We start from the raw sequence: 16,770 nt of genomic DNA, 5'->3' as shown, positions 1-16,770 counted from the left end.
TGTCACTTTAATCTAAGAAGCCATCCAATAAAGCGAAATCACTATAATTTACTCTTCTTTTTTCTCTTCTTTCGACGGTTCTCCGTTTTCATTTGCTTTTTTTTCTTTTGCTTCAGCTTGTTCTGTTTTTAAACGTTCAACAAGCTCTGCATCTTTCGATTCAGAAATAAGCTGAATATGCTTATCTTCCATATTTCCGTTCTTAACTAATTGGTAGTAAATAAAGTCACCACGATTATCTTTAGTAACATCGGTAAAGTTGAAAAGATTAATTTCTAAATCGTATTGTTTTTTAGAGCCTTCTGTCTTGAAGTACTCTGCTACAGGTAAAACTTCAACAACGCGATCGTATGCTGATTCAATCAAAGCAGAAGCATCTTCTTTTGACGTATCCGGCTTCATTTTAAGCTGAATACGGAGCGTCGCAGTTTTGAGCGATACACTCACAGACTCAAATTCGGAACTTTCCTTGAGAGATTCTTCAACTTTTTTTTGTAGATCTGAAGTAATTTCAGGATCATGATCGTTTGCGAATCGTTGTCCTGTTAATGGTTTTCCCGATTCAATCGATGCCTTAACGATTGTAAAGCCCAACCAAAGGGATGGAATTAGGATTAAAACAAGACAGATAATGATTGCATAATAAGACCAGTCATGTTTTTTAGTTTGTTTTTGCTTTTTAACTTGAACTTCTTTATTTTGCTTTGGATCCATTTTTTTTGTCATTGCGATCCTCCTTATGCATTTAAATATTATATTATTTTCTATTTATTATCAAGCACACGCACAACCAGTTCATTGGTTACTCGTGGATTTGCTTGTCCTTTTGATACTTTCATAACTTGTCCTACAACAAATTTAATGGACTTATCAAGACCGTTTTTATAATCCTCAATAACTTGCGGACTTTGTGTTAATACGTCTTCAATCCACGCTGTAATGGTTGCTTCATCACTGATTTGAACCATTCCAGACTTCTTAATTACATCTTTAGGAGATTCCCCTTCAACAAACTTCGCAAATACTTGTTTTGCTTGTTTTGAGTTGATAGATCCTGTTTGAATCGCTTCAATGAAATCAACAAAATGGTCAACATTAAGCCATGCTTCAAAACTGCGTTCACCTTTTTGATCAAGTACCGCCAACACATCTTGTGTCAACCAATTCACCAAAAGCTTATAAGCATCCGTTTTTTGAGCTAATACATCAAAATAAGCCGCCAAGTCAGGGTTTTTAACCAAAACATTTGCATCATATAGGCTAAGGCCCATTTGATCTTGGTATCGTTGAATACGTGCCATTGGTAATTCAACTAATGTTTGATCCAAAATATCTTGACCAATACGTACTGGTACAATATTAGGTTCTACAAAATAACGATAATCTACTGCTGTTTCTTTTGTACGCATCGCAACAGTTTCTTGAGTTTTTTCATCAAAACGACGTGTTTCAGTCACAACTTTTTGTCCTGAATTTAAGATTTCTGCTTGACGAACACTTTCGAATTCAATTGATTTTTGAACATTATTTGTCGAGTTTAAGTTTTTGATTTCAACTTTTGTTCCAAAGGCTTCTTGACCTTCAGGTCTTAGCGAAATATTTACATCACAACGGAGAGACCCTTCATCCATACGACCATCAGAGATGCCTAAATAGACCACTAACAGACGCAATGCGTCAACATATGCCGCCGCTTCTTCACCAGTTCTAAAATCTGCTTCAGTAACAATCTCAAGTAAAGGTGTTCCTGCACGATTAAAATCGATCAATGTTTTATCACCTTCATGAAATTGTTTCGCCGTATCTTCTTCCATATGGATACGGTTAATACGCACATGCTTAACTGTTTCACCAACAAGAACATCAAAATGTCCGTGTTGACCTAATGGAAAGAATTGTTGTGTGATTTGGTATCCCTTTGGTAAATCAGAGTAAAAATAGTTTTTTCGATCAAATCGAATTAAATCATCAATCTCACAATTTAGAGCTTTACATAAGCGAACACCATAATTGACTGCTTGTTTATTTAATTGTGGTAATGTTCCAGGGTAACTTAAATCAATTTCATTGATTGCGGTATTTGGCTTTTGGCCATATCCGAGTGGTGCTCCTGAAAACATTTTTGTTTTTGTTTTTAATTCACAGTGAATTTCAATTCCAATAACTGCTTCGTATCCCATTAAAATGCTCCCTTCCAGTTAATTAGTGACTCAAATGCTTGTCCATATGCAAACATTTTAGCTTCAGTAAAGGGTTGTGTTGAAATATTGATACCAACAGGAAGTCCATCTACTAAATCAAGTGGCAATGTCATGCTTGGATAACCACTAAAGTTGTTGATGACCATGTGGTTTTCGCCAATTAAGTATGCATCCGACAATTCATCCATCAATTGATTTTCAACTTTCGGTGCAACCGTTCCAGATGCTAAGGTAACCATAATATCAACATCTTCAAAGCATGATGCGTAAGCATTTACTAATAAACGACGAACTTTCTTCGCTTGATCAAATACTTCTTTTTGATTGGCATCATCTAATGCAAAAGCACCAAAGATGAAACGACGTTTAATTAAGGAACTGAATCCGTTTGTTCGTGTATTCTTCATGATTTCTTCAAGCGAATCGCCCTCTTGTGATAAACCAAATCGAACACCATCAAGATTTGCATGGTTTGCCACTGCTTCTGAATTTGAAATCACACTGTATACTGGTAGCATTGTACGCATTAACGTTTTCTCAATCGTTTTCTCAACTAAAATTGCGCCTTGAGCTTCAAGTTTTTCTTTAAATTGTACAAATGTTGCTTTAACCGCTTCGTTTTCAATAGCATCTTCAACTGTTTTAAAAATTCCAATACGTTTACCTTCTAGATCCATGTCAAGAAGTTTCGAATAAGACACAACCGGTTCCATAGAACTTGTCATATCGCGATCATCACGTCCAGCTAGCACTTCAAGAAGACATGCTGCATCGGCTACGTTTTGTGTGAAATAACCGACATGATCAAGAGATGATGCGTAAGGAATTACACCGTATCGTGAAATACGACCATAAGTTGGCTTAACACCGACAGCACCACAATATGCAGCGGGTTTACGAACGCTGTCGCCTGTATCACTACCTAAAGCTGCCCGAACCGCTTTCGCACCCACAAGCGCTGCAGAACCGCCTGAAGAGCCACCTGAAATACGTGTTATATCATATGGATTGTAAACTGGGCCAGTAATCGCGGATAAATTAGTACCACCCATACCCAACTCATCCATCGATGTTTTCGCGACAATAACTGCGCCTTCATCTAAAAGTCGATCCACAACATGTGCGTTATAAATCGATTTGTGGTTTGAAAGCAACTTACAACTTGCTGTTGTTAGAGTATCTTTCATATTGATATTATCTTTTAAAGCAATATCCCATCCAGAAATTAAACCATCAGTAACTTCATTTGGATCTACAAAGCTTACAATTGCGTTAAGACGCTCATTTTCTTTTTTTAAATTCCCGATAATTTCATCGATTGATTTACTCATTTATTAACCACCTTTACAATTTCAAAATAATCACCATCAACACGCGGTGCATTTTCAAATGCAAGGGATTGATCAATGACATGATTGGGTTCGTCATCACGAAGCCATGTTGTTTCCATCTCAAAAGGATATGACATAACCTCAACACCTTCTGTATCAATTGCTTGAATCTTATCAACATAACGTTCAAACACATGAGCATTTGCTTCAACCATTTCAAGTTCTTCGTCTGTTAGACGAAACATTAAATCGGAAGCAAATTTTTCAATAAGCTCTTTATCTAATTTTTTCATAAATCCTCCTAAGTTACTGTAATAATAATGGGTTTGTTATTCCCTGGTTCTTTACGAACAATCATCCGTGAATTTTGATAGACTTTGATATTTACCGTTATCGGAGCTTGTATATCTGAAAATGCATTGATACGTTCAGATACATATTGCGCAAGCCCATAAATTTCGAGATAGGTCTTTGCACCTGTTGTTAAATCAATGTCAAGTTGTTGAACCTTTTTATCGATTACAAACATCTTACCGGTAACACCAATACTTTCATCATTCATAAAATCCACAACTTCACGTTTAAACACAGAGAAATCAGCAGATGTTTCTGGATATTCTTCAGACGCTTCTTGAGTACCTAAAAGTGTCCACTTTTCACTTGTTTGTTCAAATTGTCCACCACGTGATTCGAAGAATCCTTCACCAATAACACGTCCTGGTAAATATTTCCCTGGCAATGTGTCTGTATCACTTTCTTGAGCATATAACACAAGATAAATGGGTACATCACTCATACCTTCAATTGTACGTAAATAAGAGATGAGTCGATTTCCAATTGAGGTACGTGCAATCTCATATAGTGTTTCGTCTGACAAACGAACGGGTAAGCCTGTTCCAGCTTCTGTTTGTACGCGCTTCATTACAAGTGCAATACCAACACCATCAATTTTATTGATATCATTTCCTGAATGAAAATTCACCTCTACCACATCCCGTACGAATGTAGGTGTCTGAATTTTACGTCCTTTTTCAACAAACTCCGTCCCATCAACAGGATTTAAGCCATAGGGATAGTTTTTAGACTCATGTCGGAGCAGTTGGTCATAATGGTCATCATTAATGATTGATCCTTCTGAGATATTAAAGTTTGCTGGATTAAAGTGATCTTTTGATTTATCTTGGAGTCTTCGTCCAATTTCAATCATGTCCACTTCTCTAAAGTTTGTTCCATAGTTTTGTCGCAATGGCGACGTTTTAAACGGTGTTAAAATTGAATATTCACCCTTACCACCTTGAATTACCGAAACATTCTCTTTACCTGTTTCTGGTTTTGTTTCTTGACGCGCACATCCCGATACTAACAAGAGTCCCGCCAAACTAATCATCATCATTTTTTTTAATTTCATGAGTTCACCTCATTCAAGAATTCTTCTTCTGTCCATGTTTTAACGCCCAATGATTGAGCTTTTGTAAGCTTTGATCCAGCACTCTCACCATACACAACAACATCTGTCTTACTGCTAACACTACCTGATACACTGCCGCCAAACGATTCGATCATTTTCTTTGCATCCGTTCGACCCATTGTTTGTAATGTTCCCGTAAGCACAAACTTCATCCCTTCAAATTTACTGGAAGTCACAACATGATTGTAGTTCCCATTCACGCCACGTTCAAGTAAATCTTCAATTAATTCGCGATTATGATCAATTTCGAAGAATGAAACAACAGATTGAGCGATGACACCGCCAATCTCATCGATTTCAATGAGTTCATCATACGTAGCGTCCATCAGTGAAGCAATCGTTTTGTAGTAAGCGGCAAGAACATTAGATGTTTTCGCACCGACATGTCGGATACCGAGTCCGAAAATCAACTTCTCTACCGAATTGTTTTTGCTGTTTTCAATTGCATCCAGTAATTTTTCTGCACTTTTGGGACCCATTTTCTCAAGTTTTTCAAGTGCATCTTTATGTTCCTGTAATGTATAAATATCCGTAATTGTGTTGAGCAATTTCGCATCATGCAATTGATAAACACGACGTTCGCCTAACGTATCGATGTTCATGGCATCTCTTGAGGCGAAATGAACCAAGGCCTCCGATATTTTCGCAGAACAATCAACATTTACACAATAATGATCCGCCTCACCTTCAAATCGAACAAGATGCCCCATACATACAGGACATACTTTAGGAAAGTGATATGGCTTAATAACATCCGTTCGATTACTTACATCAACTGACACAATCTCCGGAATAATCTCACCGGCTTTACGAACAACAACCTCATCACCAACTCGAATATCTTTGTTAGTAATGTAATCCTCATTATGAAGGGTTGCATAACTTACCAGTGAACCTGAAATCTGAACCGGAGTGAGTTTCGCATTGGGTGTTATCTTTCCGGTACGACCCACGGTCACAAAGATATCCTCAACACGAGTTTTCACTTCTTCTGCTTTAAATTTATAAGCAATGGCCCAACGCGGGGTTTTAACGGTAAATCCGAGTTCTTCCTGCATCGCAAAATCGTTTACTTTAATTACTACACCATCGATGTCATAAGGTAAGGACGCACGCATGTGCTCGATTTCTTCTATACGTTGCCATACCGCATCGATTGTATTGCATAACTTTATTTCTGGGTTCACCTTAAAGCCAATTTGTTTTAGATAGGTAAGGGAATCATATTGACTTGTAATCCCTAATTCTTTAGCGTTAACCAACGTGTACCAAAAACCATCTAAGCCTCGAGTCGCAACAACTTTTGAATCAAGTTGACGAATTGTTCCCGCTGCCGCATTACGACAATTCGCAAACAAGGCTTCATTATTTTCCTTACGTGATTCATTGACTCGAGTAAACGATTTAACCGGCATAAACACTTCACCACGAACCGTAACATCTTCATCAATATTTAATTTAAGAGGAATGGAGTCAATAACACGAATATTTTGCGTTACATCTTCACCCACCGTACCATCTCCACGTGTTACAGCTTGTATAAACAAACCATCTTCATAATCAATCGACATTGCAAGTCCATCAATTTTCAACTCCACAACATAAGAAACATTTGGGAATTGTGCACGTAAACGCTCATCAAACACTTCTAAATCTGAACGAGAAAATGCATTCCCCAACGAAAACATTGGAAAACGGTGTGTAACTTTTGAAAATCGTTCAGATACGACACCACCCACTTTTTGTGTTGGCGAGTTAATGTCAAAGAACTCAGGATGTTTTACTTCAAGCTCATTCAATTCACGTAATAATTGATCGTATTCAACATCCGCAATTGTCGGTTGATCCATAACATGGTATTCGTAATTATACTGATGTAATTTTTTGCGCAACGCTAAAATTCGTTCTTTACTCATGACATATCTCCCTTCAACCGAATGCCTGCATATTTTCTTGAAATCACCTTTGTTCCGTGTGGGAAATTAAAGGCAATCTTGATGGTGTCATCATCAACACGAATCACAATCCCTTCACCAAAGTCATCATGAACAACCTGGTCTCCACTTTTGAATTTAATTTTTTTCTTTAACTTTGAAAGACCGGATGCTTTTTCAAAGGAACTTATAGCATCTTGAACTTCACTACGACTTATCGTTGGCGTTGCTTCCATCTCCGAAGTTTTTTCATCTAAATGCATTTCTTTTATAAAACGCGATGCACGGGCATACCCTCCAGCAACAAAGTTATACCCAATATTATTGGATAAGAAGAGCCGTTCTTTCGCACGGGTAATCGCAACATACATCAAGCGTCGCTCTTCTTGAATTCCTCCAGAACCTTCTTGAATGCTGTTTTTATTTGGGAAGATATTATCTGCTAACCCCATAATAAAGACGTTTTCAAACTCCAGCCCTTTCGCAGCATGAACCGTCATGAGACGAACATACTCCCCTTCCACAACTTCACTTTTATCCCCATACAGACTCACCATTTGAATGTATTCATCCAAACTTGGATTTTCGTAATTTTCTTGGAACGTTAAGGCGTCACCAATTAATTCTTTAAGACTTTCAACGCGTTCTAATTCTTGAATTTTTTCGAAATGCTCTCGAAGTCCACTTCGTTTTAAAACATATTGCATAATCGTTTCGATCGAGGCTTCTTGCGCCATTTCTCGAAAATCTTCAATCATCATCACGTAATTTCGAATTTTCGGTGTTGCTTGTTGATGATGAACATCATAAAGCATGCTTTCATACATCGTCATTTCACGTTCACGGGCTTGCAACATGATTGTATCTAATGTTTTTTCACCAATACCCCGACGTGGCATCGCAATACTTCTTCGTAAAGCGAGATCATCACCGTGTGTAATCATCCGTAAATAACTCATCATATCTTTTATTTCAGCTTGATCGTAAAAGCGTAAACCGCCATAAATCACATAAGGTATGCGCCGCGCCATCAGGACTTTCTCAAGTGCACGTGACAAATAATTTGAACGATACAGAACTGCCATATCTAAATAAGAATGTCCTTCATCATGCAACTCTAACATTCTATTGGCAACCCAATACGCCTCTGCATCACCATCATCAAGTGTTGCATATTGTACTGGAAATTCACTTTCCTTATTCGCATACAACGCTTTATCCGGACGATCTTTATTATTTTTAATTAATGTATTAGCACTATCGAGTATATGTTGTGTTGAGCGGTAGTTTTGATTCAGAGTAATAGTCTCTGATTCTGGATACTTCTTATCAAAATCAATAATAAAATCAACATTGGCCCCACGCCAAGTATAAATTGTTTGATCAGGATCACCAACGACATACAGTTGATTTTCATCGCCCACAAGCGCATCCACAATCCCATACTGAACGTGATCCACATCTTGAAACTCATCAACCAAAACCACATCAAAACGACGTCGCCATTTATCACGTACTTCGAGATTTTCTTTAAATAAACGATTTACTTCCAAAAGTAGATCATCAAAATCCAAAGCGAAAAGTTCATGCAAACGATTCACATAAAAACGATACAAATTTACTTTTTTCTGTTCATGATAATTCGACCCCGCCATACGTTCTGCTTGCGCAACATCAACCCCAGCAAACTTATTATTTGAAATATAGGTCAATGCTTCACGAAATGAAATGTCTTTACGGTCATAGTCAAATTGCTTATACGCTTCACGCATAACCGCTTGTTGATCCGATGTATCCAAAATCGTAAAATTACGAACTAAATTTAATGCTTCATACTCCTCACGAATAATACGAACACATAAAGAGTGAATGGTTGAAGTATGAACCCGTATTGCATCGGGCAACATCGCTTCCATTCGTTCTTTCATTTCATTCGCTGCTTTATTCGTAAACGTGATCGCACAGATTTTAGATGGATAATATCCAAGATCTGCGATGAGATGCACAATCCGTGTTGTGAGAACCCGAGTCTTTCCACTCCCAGCTCCCGCAATCACGCGTACATGTTTTGCTTTTGTTAAAACTGCTTCTTTTTGTTCTTTATTTAATCCTTGAATATAATCCATTTTATCACCGCTAACATTATAGCATATTCACTCGTTTGACTGAGTGACATTTACTAAGGAAATGTTTGCGCTCAAACACCTTTCTAACCTATAATATGTAGGAATATATTTAGAAACTGAGGTAAGAGTATGAGAGTCCCTATTGAATGGACTGATTTTGAAGTCCTAGATGCTGGAAATGGTTTAAAAACAGAACGTTATCATGACATTATTGTGCGCCGTCCAGATCCTGTTGCGACATGGAAACCCACAACACCCGGAATGCCCATCGATGCTTTTTTTAAGGATGGATGGAATTTTAATCGAACACTCCCTGAAAGTTGGATCATCCAATATAAAGATTTAAACTTTAAGGTGCGCCCAACATCATTTAAACATACCGGGATTTTCCCCGAACAAGCTGTTAACTGGGATTGGATGCGTTCCGTAATTCAAACACATACAGAACCCGTTCGTATTCTTAATTTGTTTGGATATACCGGTGGTGCAACGATTGCGTGTGCTAAAGAAAATGTTGAAGAAGTTGTTCATATTGATGCACTCAAAGGGATGATTGCTTGGACACGTGAAAACATTGAACTCAATGATTTAACTGATAAAAAAATCCGAACCATTGTCGAAGATGCGATGAAATTCATTGAACGTGAAAAGCGACGTGGACGTACCTATCACGGTATTGTCATGGATCCGCCAAGTTTTGGTCGTGGCCCTAAAGGAGAACGTTGGAAGATTGAAGAACAACTACAACCGCTCTTAAACGCTGCGATGGAGCTCCTTGACCCCAATGCACTCTTTGTAGTCTTAAATACTTATACGACAAACCTTAGCCCTAAAAAAGTGCGTCACGCCCTTAACGATGCACTACGCGATCAAAAGTTCCCACTCAACACACACAGTGAAGCAATCGGCCTTCCCATTACTTCAATGGAAACAATGTTACCCTGTGGTGTCACAACAAGATGGTGTTACGATGAAAATCTTTTATGAGGATAACCACGTCATCGTCGTGGAAAAAAAACCAAACCAACCCTCTCAAGGGGATGAAAGCAACGACCTTGACTTACTTACAGAAGTTAAGGAATACATTAAAGTAAAATATGATAAACCTGGAAACGTTTATGTCGGTCTTGTGCATCGACTTGATCGACCAGTAGGTGGTATCATGGTCTTCGCAAAAACATCGAAAGCAGCAGGACGACTCAGTGATCAAGTTCGAACCCGCACCCTCGATAAAACATATACCGCAGTTTGTACAGGGTATGTCGAACCCACTACATTCCGTGATACCATGGTAAAAAACCGCAAGACAAACACGTCTTATGTAGTTGATAAAAATCATCCTGATGGTAAATACGCAGAACTTCATATCATCGAAGCTTACTACCATCCAACTGATAATCTATCCACCGTTAAAATTAAACTTGTGACTGGAAGATCTCACCAAATCCGAGTTCAATTCGCATCACGTGGGAATGCCTTATGGGGTGATGCACGCTATAATAAGCACTCACAACCGGGACAACAAATTGCTTTATGGGCAACCGAACTCAGTTTTGATCACCCCATAACAAAAGAGCGCATGACCTTCACAAGTCACACGCCCTCTAAATTCCCCTTTAATCTTTAGAAACCATTGCCATAATTTCATCACGGCGCAATTCACAATCATCATGTGCCATCTTAAACAAATCTTCAAACTGTTCCTCAGAACCTTTAAAGCGACCTACACCAACTTCTTGAGTTGGATAAATGTAGGTTGCTTTTTTCTCGTCCACAAGTTTATTAATCAGTTCACGTTCTTCGTAATAAACATCACGACGACTTTCAAAATCGTGAACGAGTTTAGGATATTTACGATAAACAGTCCGTAAAAGCATTTTCTGCGCAAATCCTTGATCTTTACGTACATAATCTGCGGATTTCGTTGTCACAACAATATGTCGCGTACATCCTTCATCAATACTTTTTTGAACCGGAATCATGGTTGTGATACCACCATCCATATATTTACGTCCATGAATCCAAACAGCACGTCCTGCAACCGGCAAGGTACATGCCGCTTTGATAAACAATGGATCTTGAGCTAATTGTTCTTTATCAATCCATATTGTTTTTTCACCAGCGATGTCGTAAACACCGATATCGATCTTACCCGGTATTTTATTCATCTCAGTAATCGGATAATCTAATTCCTGTGTAACAGTATTGTAAAGAAAATCATATCCCACAAGCGTTTTTTCCGCTAAAATCGGGCGAATCCCTACATTGCGTTTATCCGCTGCAACTTCAATCGCTGCTTTTTCAAGTGTGTCTTTTTTTCCTAATGCAAACATACCACCATATAGCGCTCCAGATGATATCCCTACAATATAATCAAACTCTATTTTTTCTTGTAATAACCAATGTAAAACACCTGCAGTGTATGCTCCGCGCATCCCACCACCTTCTAAAACCAAACCAATTTTTTCCATGTTAACCTCACATTAAGCCACTAAATATTCGGGCAATTGATCGAAAGAGTCTTACCAAATAAGGGACCGCAAGACAATCCTCCAAGGTAATCTCAATCGCATTCTCTGTAATGGTATGCATTACATCATCATAACAATCACCCACGATGTTGTTGTTGATAAAGAGAATACTGCACTCAAAGTGCAAATAATAACTTCTAAAATCCATGTTTGTTGTTCCAACAAGTGCAATTTGATCATCTGCTACAAACGTTTTTGAATGCACAAATCCGGGTTCGTATTCATAAATACGCACACCACTTTCAATCAAAATTTGATAGTTGGATTTTGTCACGTGATTCACAATTTTCTTATCAGGAATATGTGGGACGATAATACGTACATCGACCCCACTTCGTGCTGCAAGTTCAAGAGCTTGTATAACTTCATGCCCCACAATTAGGTATGGCGTTTGAATATATATGTAATCGCGTGCATTGTTGATCATGGATAAATGAGCATCCAATCCCAAATCATAATTATCTGTTGGTGCATCCGCAAAAGGCATCACGTATCCTTGCGCATTTTCTAAATCACCAAAGTCGTACTTATAATCATTCGGATTTTCAATCTCTCCCGTATAATAACGGAAAAACTGTAGAAACATCAAGGTAAGTGAATGCACTGCATCCCCTTCGATCATTACAGCAGTATCTTTCCAGTGGCCAAACTTACTGCCAATATTGATGTATTCATCCGCGAGATTAATACCCCCAATAAACCCAACACGACCATCCACAACGCAAATTTTACGGTGATCACGATTGTTCATTTGAATAGCTAGACGAGCTACTAGTGGATTAAATTCCACACAAACAATGCCTGCTTCTTCACATTGCTTCTTTAAGTCACGAAAGAGTGCACAACCCCAGTCATCATACATCAACCGAACATCCACACCCTCTTCGACTTTCTTTCGCAAAATAACTAGCAATTCTTGCCACATCAAACCTTCTTTAATGATAAAATATTCTAGAAAAACAAACTTCTCAGCCTTTCGAATTTCTTCTTTCATATGCAGGAATTTTTCTTCCCCACTTGCAAGATACGTTGCTTCTGTATTTTTATAAATTGGGTAGTGCGAACTTGCCATTAAATACTTCACAAGACGTGCCCAGCGTGGTGTTGCCTCAATTGACTCTTCCAAAATCCCAAATGATTCATCCTGTAAAAAGGCATCTTTAGAATAAGTGTCACTAATGCGTTCACGTAATTTCTTCGGAACCTTTTTCCCACCAAAAATCAGATAACAAACAGCACCAATCGGAGGAATTACGAGAATGATAATAGTCCAAGCCAATCGATAATATGGATCATCATTACGATTGGTAATGTAGATAATAAGGAGGACTGATAAAAACACAAAAAATGCGTGCATAAGCGCGTAATTAAGCGATAAATTCCAAATTAAGGCAACTACAATCGCAAACTCCGCAATCACAATAAGTCCAACCATAAAAATCTTATTCGTTAATAAACGTAGTAATGTTTTCATAAGTCCTCTTTCTATATGTAAATTATACTTTAAACTAAATTCAATAATCAAGTTTCTACTTGATTAAGACTAATGCAAAAGTTATGATATTAAGGATAGAGAGGTTGATAATCATGACAATCAAACCAAATGACAATAAAGAACTTGAAGTAATTGTCGATGGCAAACGTTACCAACGTTTACCTTTAAAAACAAAATTAATCATGCGAGATGATAATTTAATTGAAGTAATCAAAGAATTTGCGGATGCTTCATTACAAGATGGAGATATTTTATTTGTTACTGAGAAAGTTGTAGCAATCACACAAGGACGTGCTTATCCTATTAAAGATGTGAAACCACGTAAACTTGCATTTACATTATCGAAATATGTAACCAAAACACCTCATGGAATTGGTTTAGGAATGCCTGAAACCATGGAAATGGCACTTCGTGAATGTGGAACACCACGCATTATCCTTGCCGCAGGTGTTGCTGCAATCACAAAACCATTTGGACGTAAAGGTGATTTCTACCGTGTAGCGGGTTCGAAAGCACGTGCTATCGATGGACCAACTTCCCATACAATTCCACCTTATAACGAATATGTAGTACTTGGACCTGAACGTCCAAACGAGGTAGCCAAAGCAATTAAAGCTTCATTTGATAAAGATATTGAAGTTATCGTAACTGATATTAATGATCTTGGTGGAAATATACTAGGATCAAGTGCTTCTTCAATTGATCACCAATTAATGGTTAAAATATTAAAGGATAACCCCCTTGGTCAAAAAGCACAATCAACACCATTAGGAATTATCCGTAAAATTTAAAGTTTAATCGTATATATTTCTTTAGACGTTTCTCCAAGTTTAAACAACTCATGATCCGCCATGATATCAATGGTCGAATGATAGTTGCCACCTAACTTGAGAATCGTCTTTTTTGATGCAATATTATCAGGGTTACAGGTAATGATTAATTCAGGTAATCCAGCCTTTACCGATTTCACAATATCAAAAAGCGCAACACAAGCATGATAAGCAAAATTATGCCCTCGATAAGGTGGATAGATGATATAACCAATATTTCCGTAATACCATAGATCCCGACCATGCTCATTACGATACTCACACCGTCCAACATAACGATCAATTTCGCCTACATAAATATCAAATAAGAGTGTTTCGACACCATTATCATCAAATTCATCTGAAATATCGATCAATTTAAGTTCCATTATGATTCACCTCGAATTAGAAATCTTCTTTATAAAATATGTACCCAGTATATCCAACAAGACTTGATACCACTAATTTGATAGCAATGAGTAAAAGTGGACTTGCAATTTGATATTTCGCAAATTCAATCACCAATCGGTAACTCACTAGAATACCCACTGCAATGATAGCGTACGAAACACCTCTGTCTTTTCTAGATGTAAAGAGACGGTATAGAATAATGAGTACAGTTGCATAGGCAATAAAATCTGCTAGAACAGAGACCGAAACATCTAAATAACCGATAGGTTGAATTGCAAGAACTGAGTCAATCGCATTTTGAACCATTTCGGGATTGGTATTATCACCAATAAATTTCGCTGTGTCTCCTTTATTAATCGCAAGAGATAACATAATATAATTCATCAATGACATCGCAGTTTGAAATACATTCATAAGCATAAAACCAAGAATCATCATGATTGGTGTATTTTCATTCAAATGTTTTTTTACGAAAGCTTTCATTACAAAAAATGAAATGATCACAAACGATAACGCAACAACTACAGTAAATAACATCAACTGTGCTAATTGCGGTAAAGATAGAAACCAACTTGTTTTATTTAACACAACGCCAAACCCATTCACAATGGCATTTGTACCCATAAAGATTACAAGTCCCCAGATTAAGGTACGACTTAAATCTTCATCACGACGGTAACGTCCTAATAATACAACCATCATCGCAATAATAAACACAAAACTCACAACCATCATTGCAATTTGCATACCACTTACATGCATTGCTCCATCCATAAAAACTACCTCCACGTTTACATTTACCTCTATTCATTATATTATAAACAAAGGAGGAATACCATATGAATCATCGTAATGAAAATGCTAGTTTTATGGATGTAAACGTAACCGTAATCGCAATTATCTTGTGGGCTTTTAGCTTTGCAGCTGCTGTTGGTAATCGTGATTTAAGTGTTTTTCCATTAATCTTCGCGTTTCTCGTTTTATTTTTAGAAAAACGTAGTCAGTACCTTAGAAATCACGCAGGTCAGATAGCCGTATTAAACATCGCAATCTTCGTAATCAATCTAATCATCGGAATAATTCAAACCGTCTTTATATCTGTTCTTGGTTGGATTGTACTTGTAGGACCCACCGCTGTTCTGATTTTCACGATTATAAACATCGTTTTAAGTCTTATATACAGCTTGTATCATATCTTTGGAATCGCTAAAGCAGGTAAATTTCAGTACTGTAAATTGCCCCTGATTGGATTTTTTGGGGATATGCTTGAACAAGCTATTACGAATAGATAATTAAAGCACCCTTAATCATGTATTTACTTTAATGCGATCAGCGTGCTTAGTGTTGTAATATAGAAAAAAAACAGTGGACGAATCCACTGTTTTCATTTTAGCTAACTAATTAGATACCTCTAACGTTTGCTGCTTGTTCGCCACGTGGACCTTCAACAACTTCGAAGCTAACTTCTTGTCCTTCTTCTAAAGTTTTGTATCCATCAGCAACGATTGCTGAGTAATGAACAAAGATATCTTGTCCACCCTCGATAGTAATGAATCCGTAACCCTTTTCAGCGTTAAAGAATTTCACTTTACCTGTACTCATGCTAGTACCTCCTATCAGAATAAGATGTACTCAAGCGTAATTCGCAAACTAATATACCAGTTCTTCAAAACACATTGAGTTTATTACGATTTAATATATATACTAATCATAAACATTCTTATTACAACTTGATATTATCACTTCTAAAACACCTTGTCAATGAATTATCGTGCCACAAACCCATAAATATTAAGCGTTTACATTTAGATGGCAAAACACAATAAATACGCTTTAGGATTGACTCTTTCGATTCATTGATAGGCTTTGTTTTAATCTATCGAAAATGATCATTTTGAGACGTGTTCAAAATGTAGGGTTTTTGTTATATTCCGAACACAATGCTTAATTCGATTTGCATAATAATAATTGTCTTTTATCATCAAAACCTTAGGATTCTCCAAAGTCTGCCACATGCTTTACCTCAAACTGTGGCATGATTCAAATACCCACTTCTAATTGGACCTAATGTTAATTTGTAAAATGATTCCTTCAGGTCATTTTAAGTTTAATACCGAATTACTATCCCGTCATAAGATTTCTATTAAATCCATTTATATTTATTATATAGAGTTGATATCATAATCTGTTTAATTTTACTCGTTTTGTCTTTAATGTTAGTACGCACGCCATCAATGATAAATAATGAAAACTATTACCGTTTGGTAATGGATAAAATGAAAGCATATTACGTATGTTTATCTGGATTTTTCATCATTTTCCACACTTCGATTATCACAAAAGTTTCATCTTAGCATCAGCATGTTTTCCCGTATTTTCCTTCATATCTTTATGTTATACCGGATAATGATTAATCTGAATCAATTCTGTTCTCGCTCACATTTCAGTTCACCTCTACATTCTA

Annotated in this window: 16 protein-coding genes; 4 read left to right on the top strand and 12 right to left on the bottom strand. The window is 37.2% G+C overall.

All coding sequences use genetic code 11. From position 1 onward, the window contains the following. Nucleotides 1-48 precede the first annotated feature (48 nt). From EL194_RS05140 to EL194_RS05110, 7 genes are read right to left on the bottom strand one after another with little or no spacing between them, the layout of a single operon-like run. On the bottom strand, nt 49-726 hold the full coding sequence (locus tag EL194_RS05140) for a hypothetical protein (protein ID WP_003775548.1): 678 nt from the start codon (nt 724-726) through the stop codon (nt 49-51). 38 nt (nt 727-764) lie between these two features. Further along, complete coding sequence (gatB, locus tag EL194_RS05135) at nt 765-2,180, bottom strand: Asp-tRNA(Asn)/Glu-tRNA(Gln) amidotransferase subunit GatB (RefSeq protein ID WP_003775549.1); 1,416 nt, start codon at nt 2,178-2,180, stop codon at nt 765-767. Then, nucleotides 2,180-3,532, bottom strand: a complete 1,353-nt coding sequence (locus EL194_RS05130; RefSeq protein WP_003775550.1) for an amidase family protein — start codon at nt 3,530-3,532, stop codon at nt 2,180-2,182. The genes gatB and EL194_RS05130 overlap by 1 nt, the downstream gene beginning before the upstream one ends. Beyond that, nucleotides 3,529-3,825 carry an Asp-tRNA(Asn)/Glu-tRNA(Gln) amidotransferase subunit GatC gene (gene gatC / locus EL194_RS05125; protein WP_003775551.1) on the bottom strand — a complete coding sequence of 99 codons (297 nt, stop codon included), beginning with the start codon at nt 3,823-3,825 and terminating at the stop codon, nt 3,529-3,531. Before gatC ends, EL194_RS05130 begins: the two co-directional genes overlap by 4 nt. Nucleotides 3,826-3,833: 8 nt before the next feature. After that, nucleotides 3,834-4,940 (bottom strand): CamS family sex pheromone protein, encoded by a 1,107-nt coding sequence (locus EL194_RS05120; RefSeq protein ID WP_003775552.1) that lies wholly within the window; start codon nt 4,938-4,940, stop codon nt 3,834-3,836. Continuing rightward, nucleotides 4,937-6,916 (bottom strand): NAD-dependent DNA ligase LigA, encoded by a 1,980-nt coding sequence (gene ligA / locus EL194_RS05115; protein ID WP_003775554.1) that lies wholly within the window; start codon nt 6,914-6,916, stop codon nt 4,937-4,939. Before ligA ends, EL194_RS05120 begins: the two co-directional genes overlap by 4 nt. Continuing rightward, nucleotides 6,913-9,060 (bottom strand): ATP-dependent helicase, encoded by a 2,148-nt coding sequence (locus EL194_RS05110; RefSeq protein WP_003775555.1) that lies wholly within the window; start codon nt 9,058-9,060, stop codon nt 6,913-6,915. Before EL194_RS05110 ends, ligA begins: the two co-directional genes overlap by 4 nt. A 129-nt stretch (nt 9,061-9,189) precedes the next feature. Here EL194_RS05110 and EL194_RS05105 point away from each other — a divergent pair, with 129 nt between their 5' ends. Both EL194_RS05105 and EL194_RS05100 read left to right on the top strand, forming a co-directional pair. Next, on the top strand, nt 9,190-10,047 hold the full coding sequence (locus tag EL194_RS05105) for a class I SAM-dependent methyltransferase (RefSeq protein ID WP_003775557.1): 858 nt from the start codon (nt 9,190-9,192) through the stop codon (nt 10,045-10,047). Next, the gene (locus EL194_RS05100) at nt 10,031-10,687 is read left to right on the top strand and encodes an RluA family pseudouridine synthase (protein ID WP_003775559.1); all 657 of its coding nucleotides are present in this window, start codon (nt 10,031-10,033) and stop codon (nt 10,685-10,687) included. The genes EL194_RS05105 and EL194_RS05100 overlap by 17 nt, the downstream gene beginning before the upstream one ends. Here EL194_RS05100 and EL194_RS05095 read toward each other — a convergent pair. Continuing rightward, on the bottom strand, nt 10,677-11,531 hold the full coding sequence (locus tag EL194_RS05095) for a patatin-like phospholipase family protein (protein ID WP_003775563.1): 855 nt from the start codon (nt 11,529-11,531) through the stop codon (nt 10,677-10,679). The genes EL194_RS05100 and EL194_RS05095 overlap by 11 nt on opposite strands. Nucleotides 11,532-11,538: 7 nt before the next feature. Continuing rightward, a complete protein-coding gene (cls, locus tag EL194_RS05090; RefSeq protein WP_003775564.1) occupies nt 11,539-13,065 on the bottom strand; it encodes a cardiolipin synthase in 1,527 nt (508 codons plus the stop codon). A 113-nt stretch (nt 13,066-13,178) separates the two neighbouring features. Here cls and EL194_RS05085 point away from each other — a divergent pair, with 113 nt between their 5' ends. Further along, the gene (locus tag EL194_RS05085) at nt 13,179-13,877 is read left to right on the top strand and encodes a coenzyme F420-0:L-glutamate ligase (protein WP_003775566.1); all 699 of its coding nucleotides are present in this window, start codon (nt 13,179-13,181) and stop codon (nt 13,875-13,877) included. On the opposite strand, the gene EL194_RS05080 is transcribed toward EL194_RS05085, so the two are convergent. Both EL194_RS05080 and EL194_RS05075 read right to left on the bottom strand, forming a co-directional pair. Next, nucleotides 13,874-14,284 (bottom strand): GNAT family N-acetyltransferase, encoded by a 411-nt coding sequence (locus EL194_RS05080; protein WP_003775568.1) that lies wholly within the window; start codon nt 14,282-14,284, stop codon nt 13,874-13,876. The two genes, EL194_RS05085 and EL194_RS05080, sit on opposite strands and share 4 nt — an antisense overlap. 16 nt (nt 14,285-14,300) lie before the next feature. Continuing rightward, nucleotides 14,301-15,080 (bottom strand): hypothetical protein, encoded by a 780-nt coding sequence (locus EL194_RS05075; RefSeq protein ID WP_003775571.1) that lies wholly within the window; start codon nt 15,078-15,080, stop codon nt 14,301-14,303. A gap of 65 nt (nt 15,081-15,145) precedes the next feature. Here EL194_RS05075 and EL194_RS05070 point away from each other — a divergent pair, with 65 nt between their 5' ends. After that, nucleotides 15,146-15,598, top strand: a complete 453-nt coding sequence (locus EL194_RS05070; protein WP_003775573.1) for a hypothetical protein — start codon at nt 15,146-15,148, stop codon at nt 15,596-15,598. 109 nt (nt 15,599-15,707) lie between these two features. Here EL194_RS05070 and EL194_RS05065 read toward each other — a convergent pair whose 3' ends face one another. Then, nucleotides 15,708-15,908, bottom strand: coding sequence for a cold-shock protein (locus EL194_RS05065; protein ID WP_003775575.1), 201 nt, complete (start codon nt 15,906-15,908; stop codon nt 15,708-15,710). Nucleotides 15,909-16,770: the final 862 nt, after the last annotated feature.

It is taken from the genome of Erysipelothrix rhusiopathiae (assembly GCF_900637845.1).
In the GTDB taxonomy this organism is placed as follows: domain Bacteria; phylum Bacillota_I; class Bacilli_A; order Erysipelotrichales; family Erysipelotrichaceae; genus Erysipelothrix; species Erysipelothrix rhusiopathiae.
This window is presented reverse-complemented; position numbering and strand designations above follow the sequence as displayed.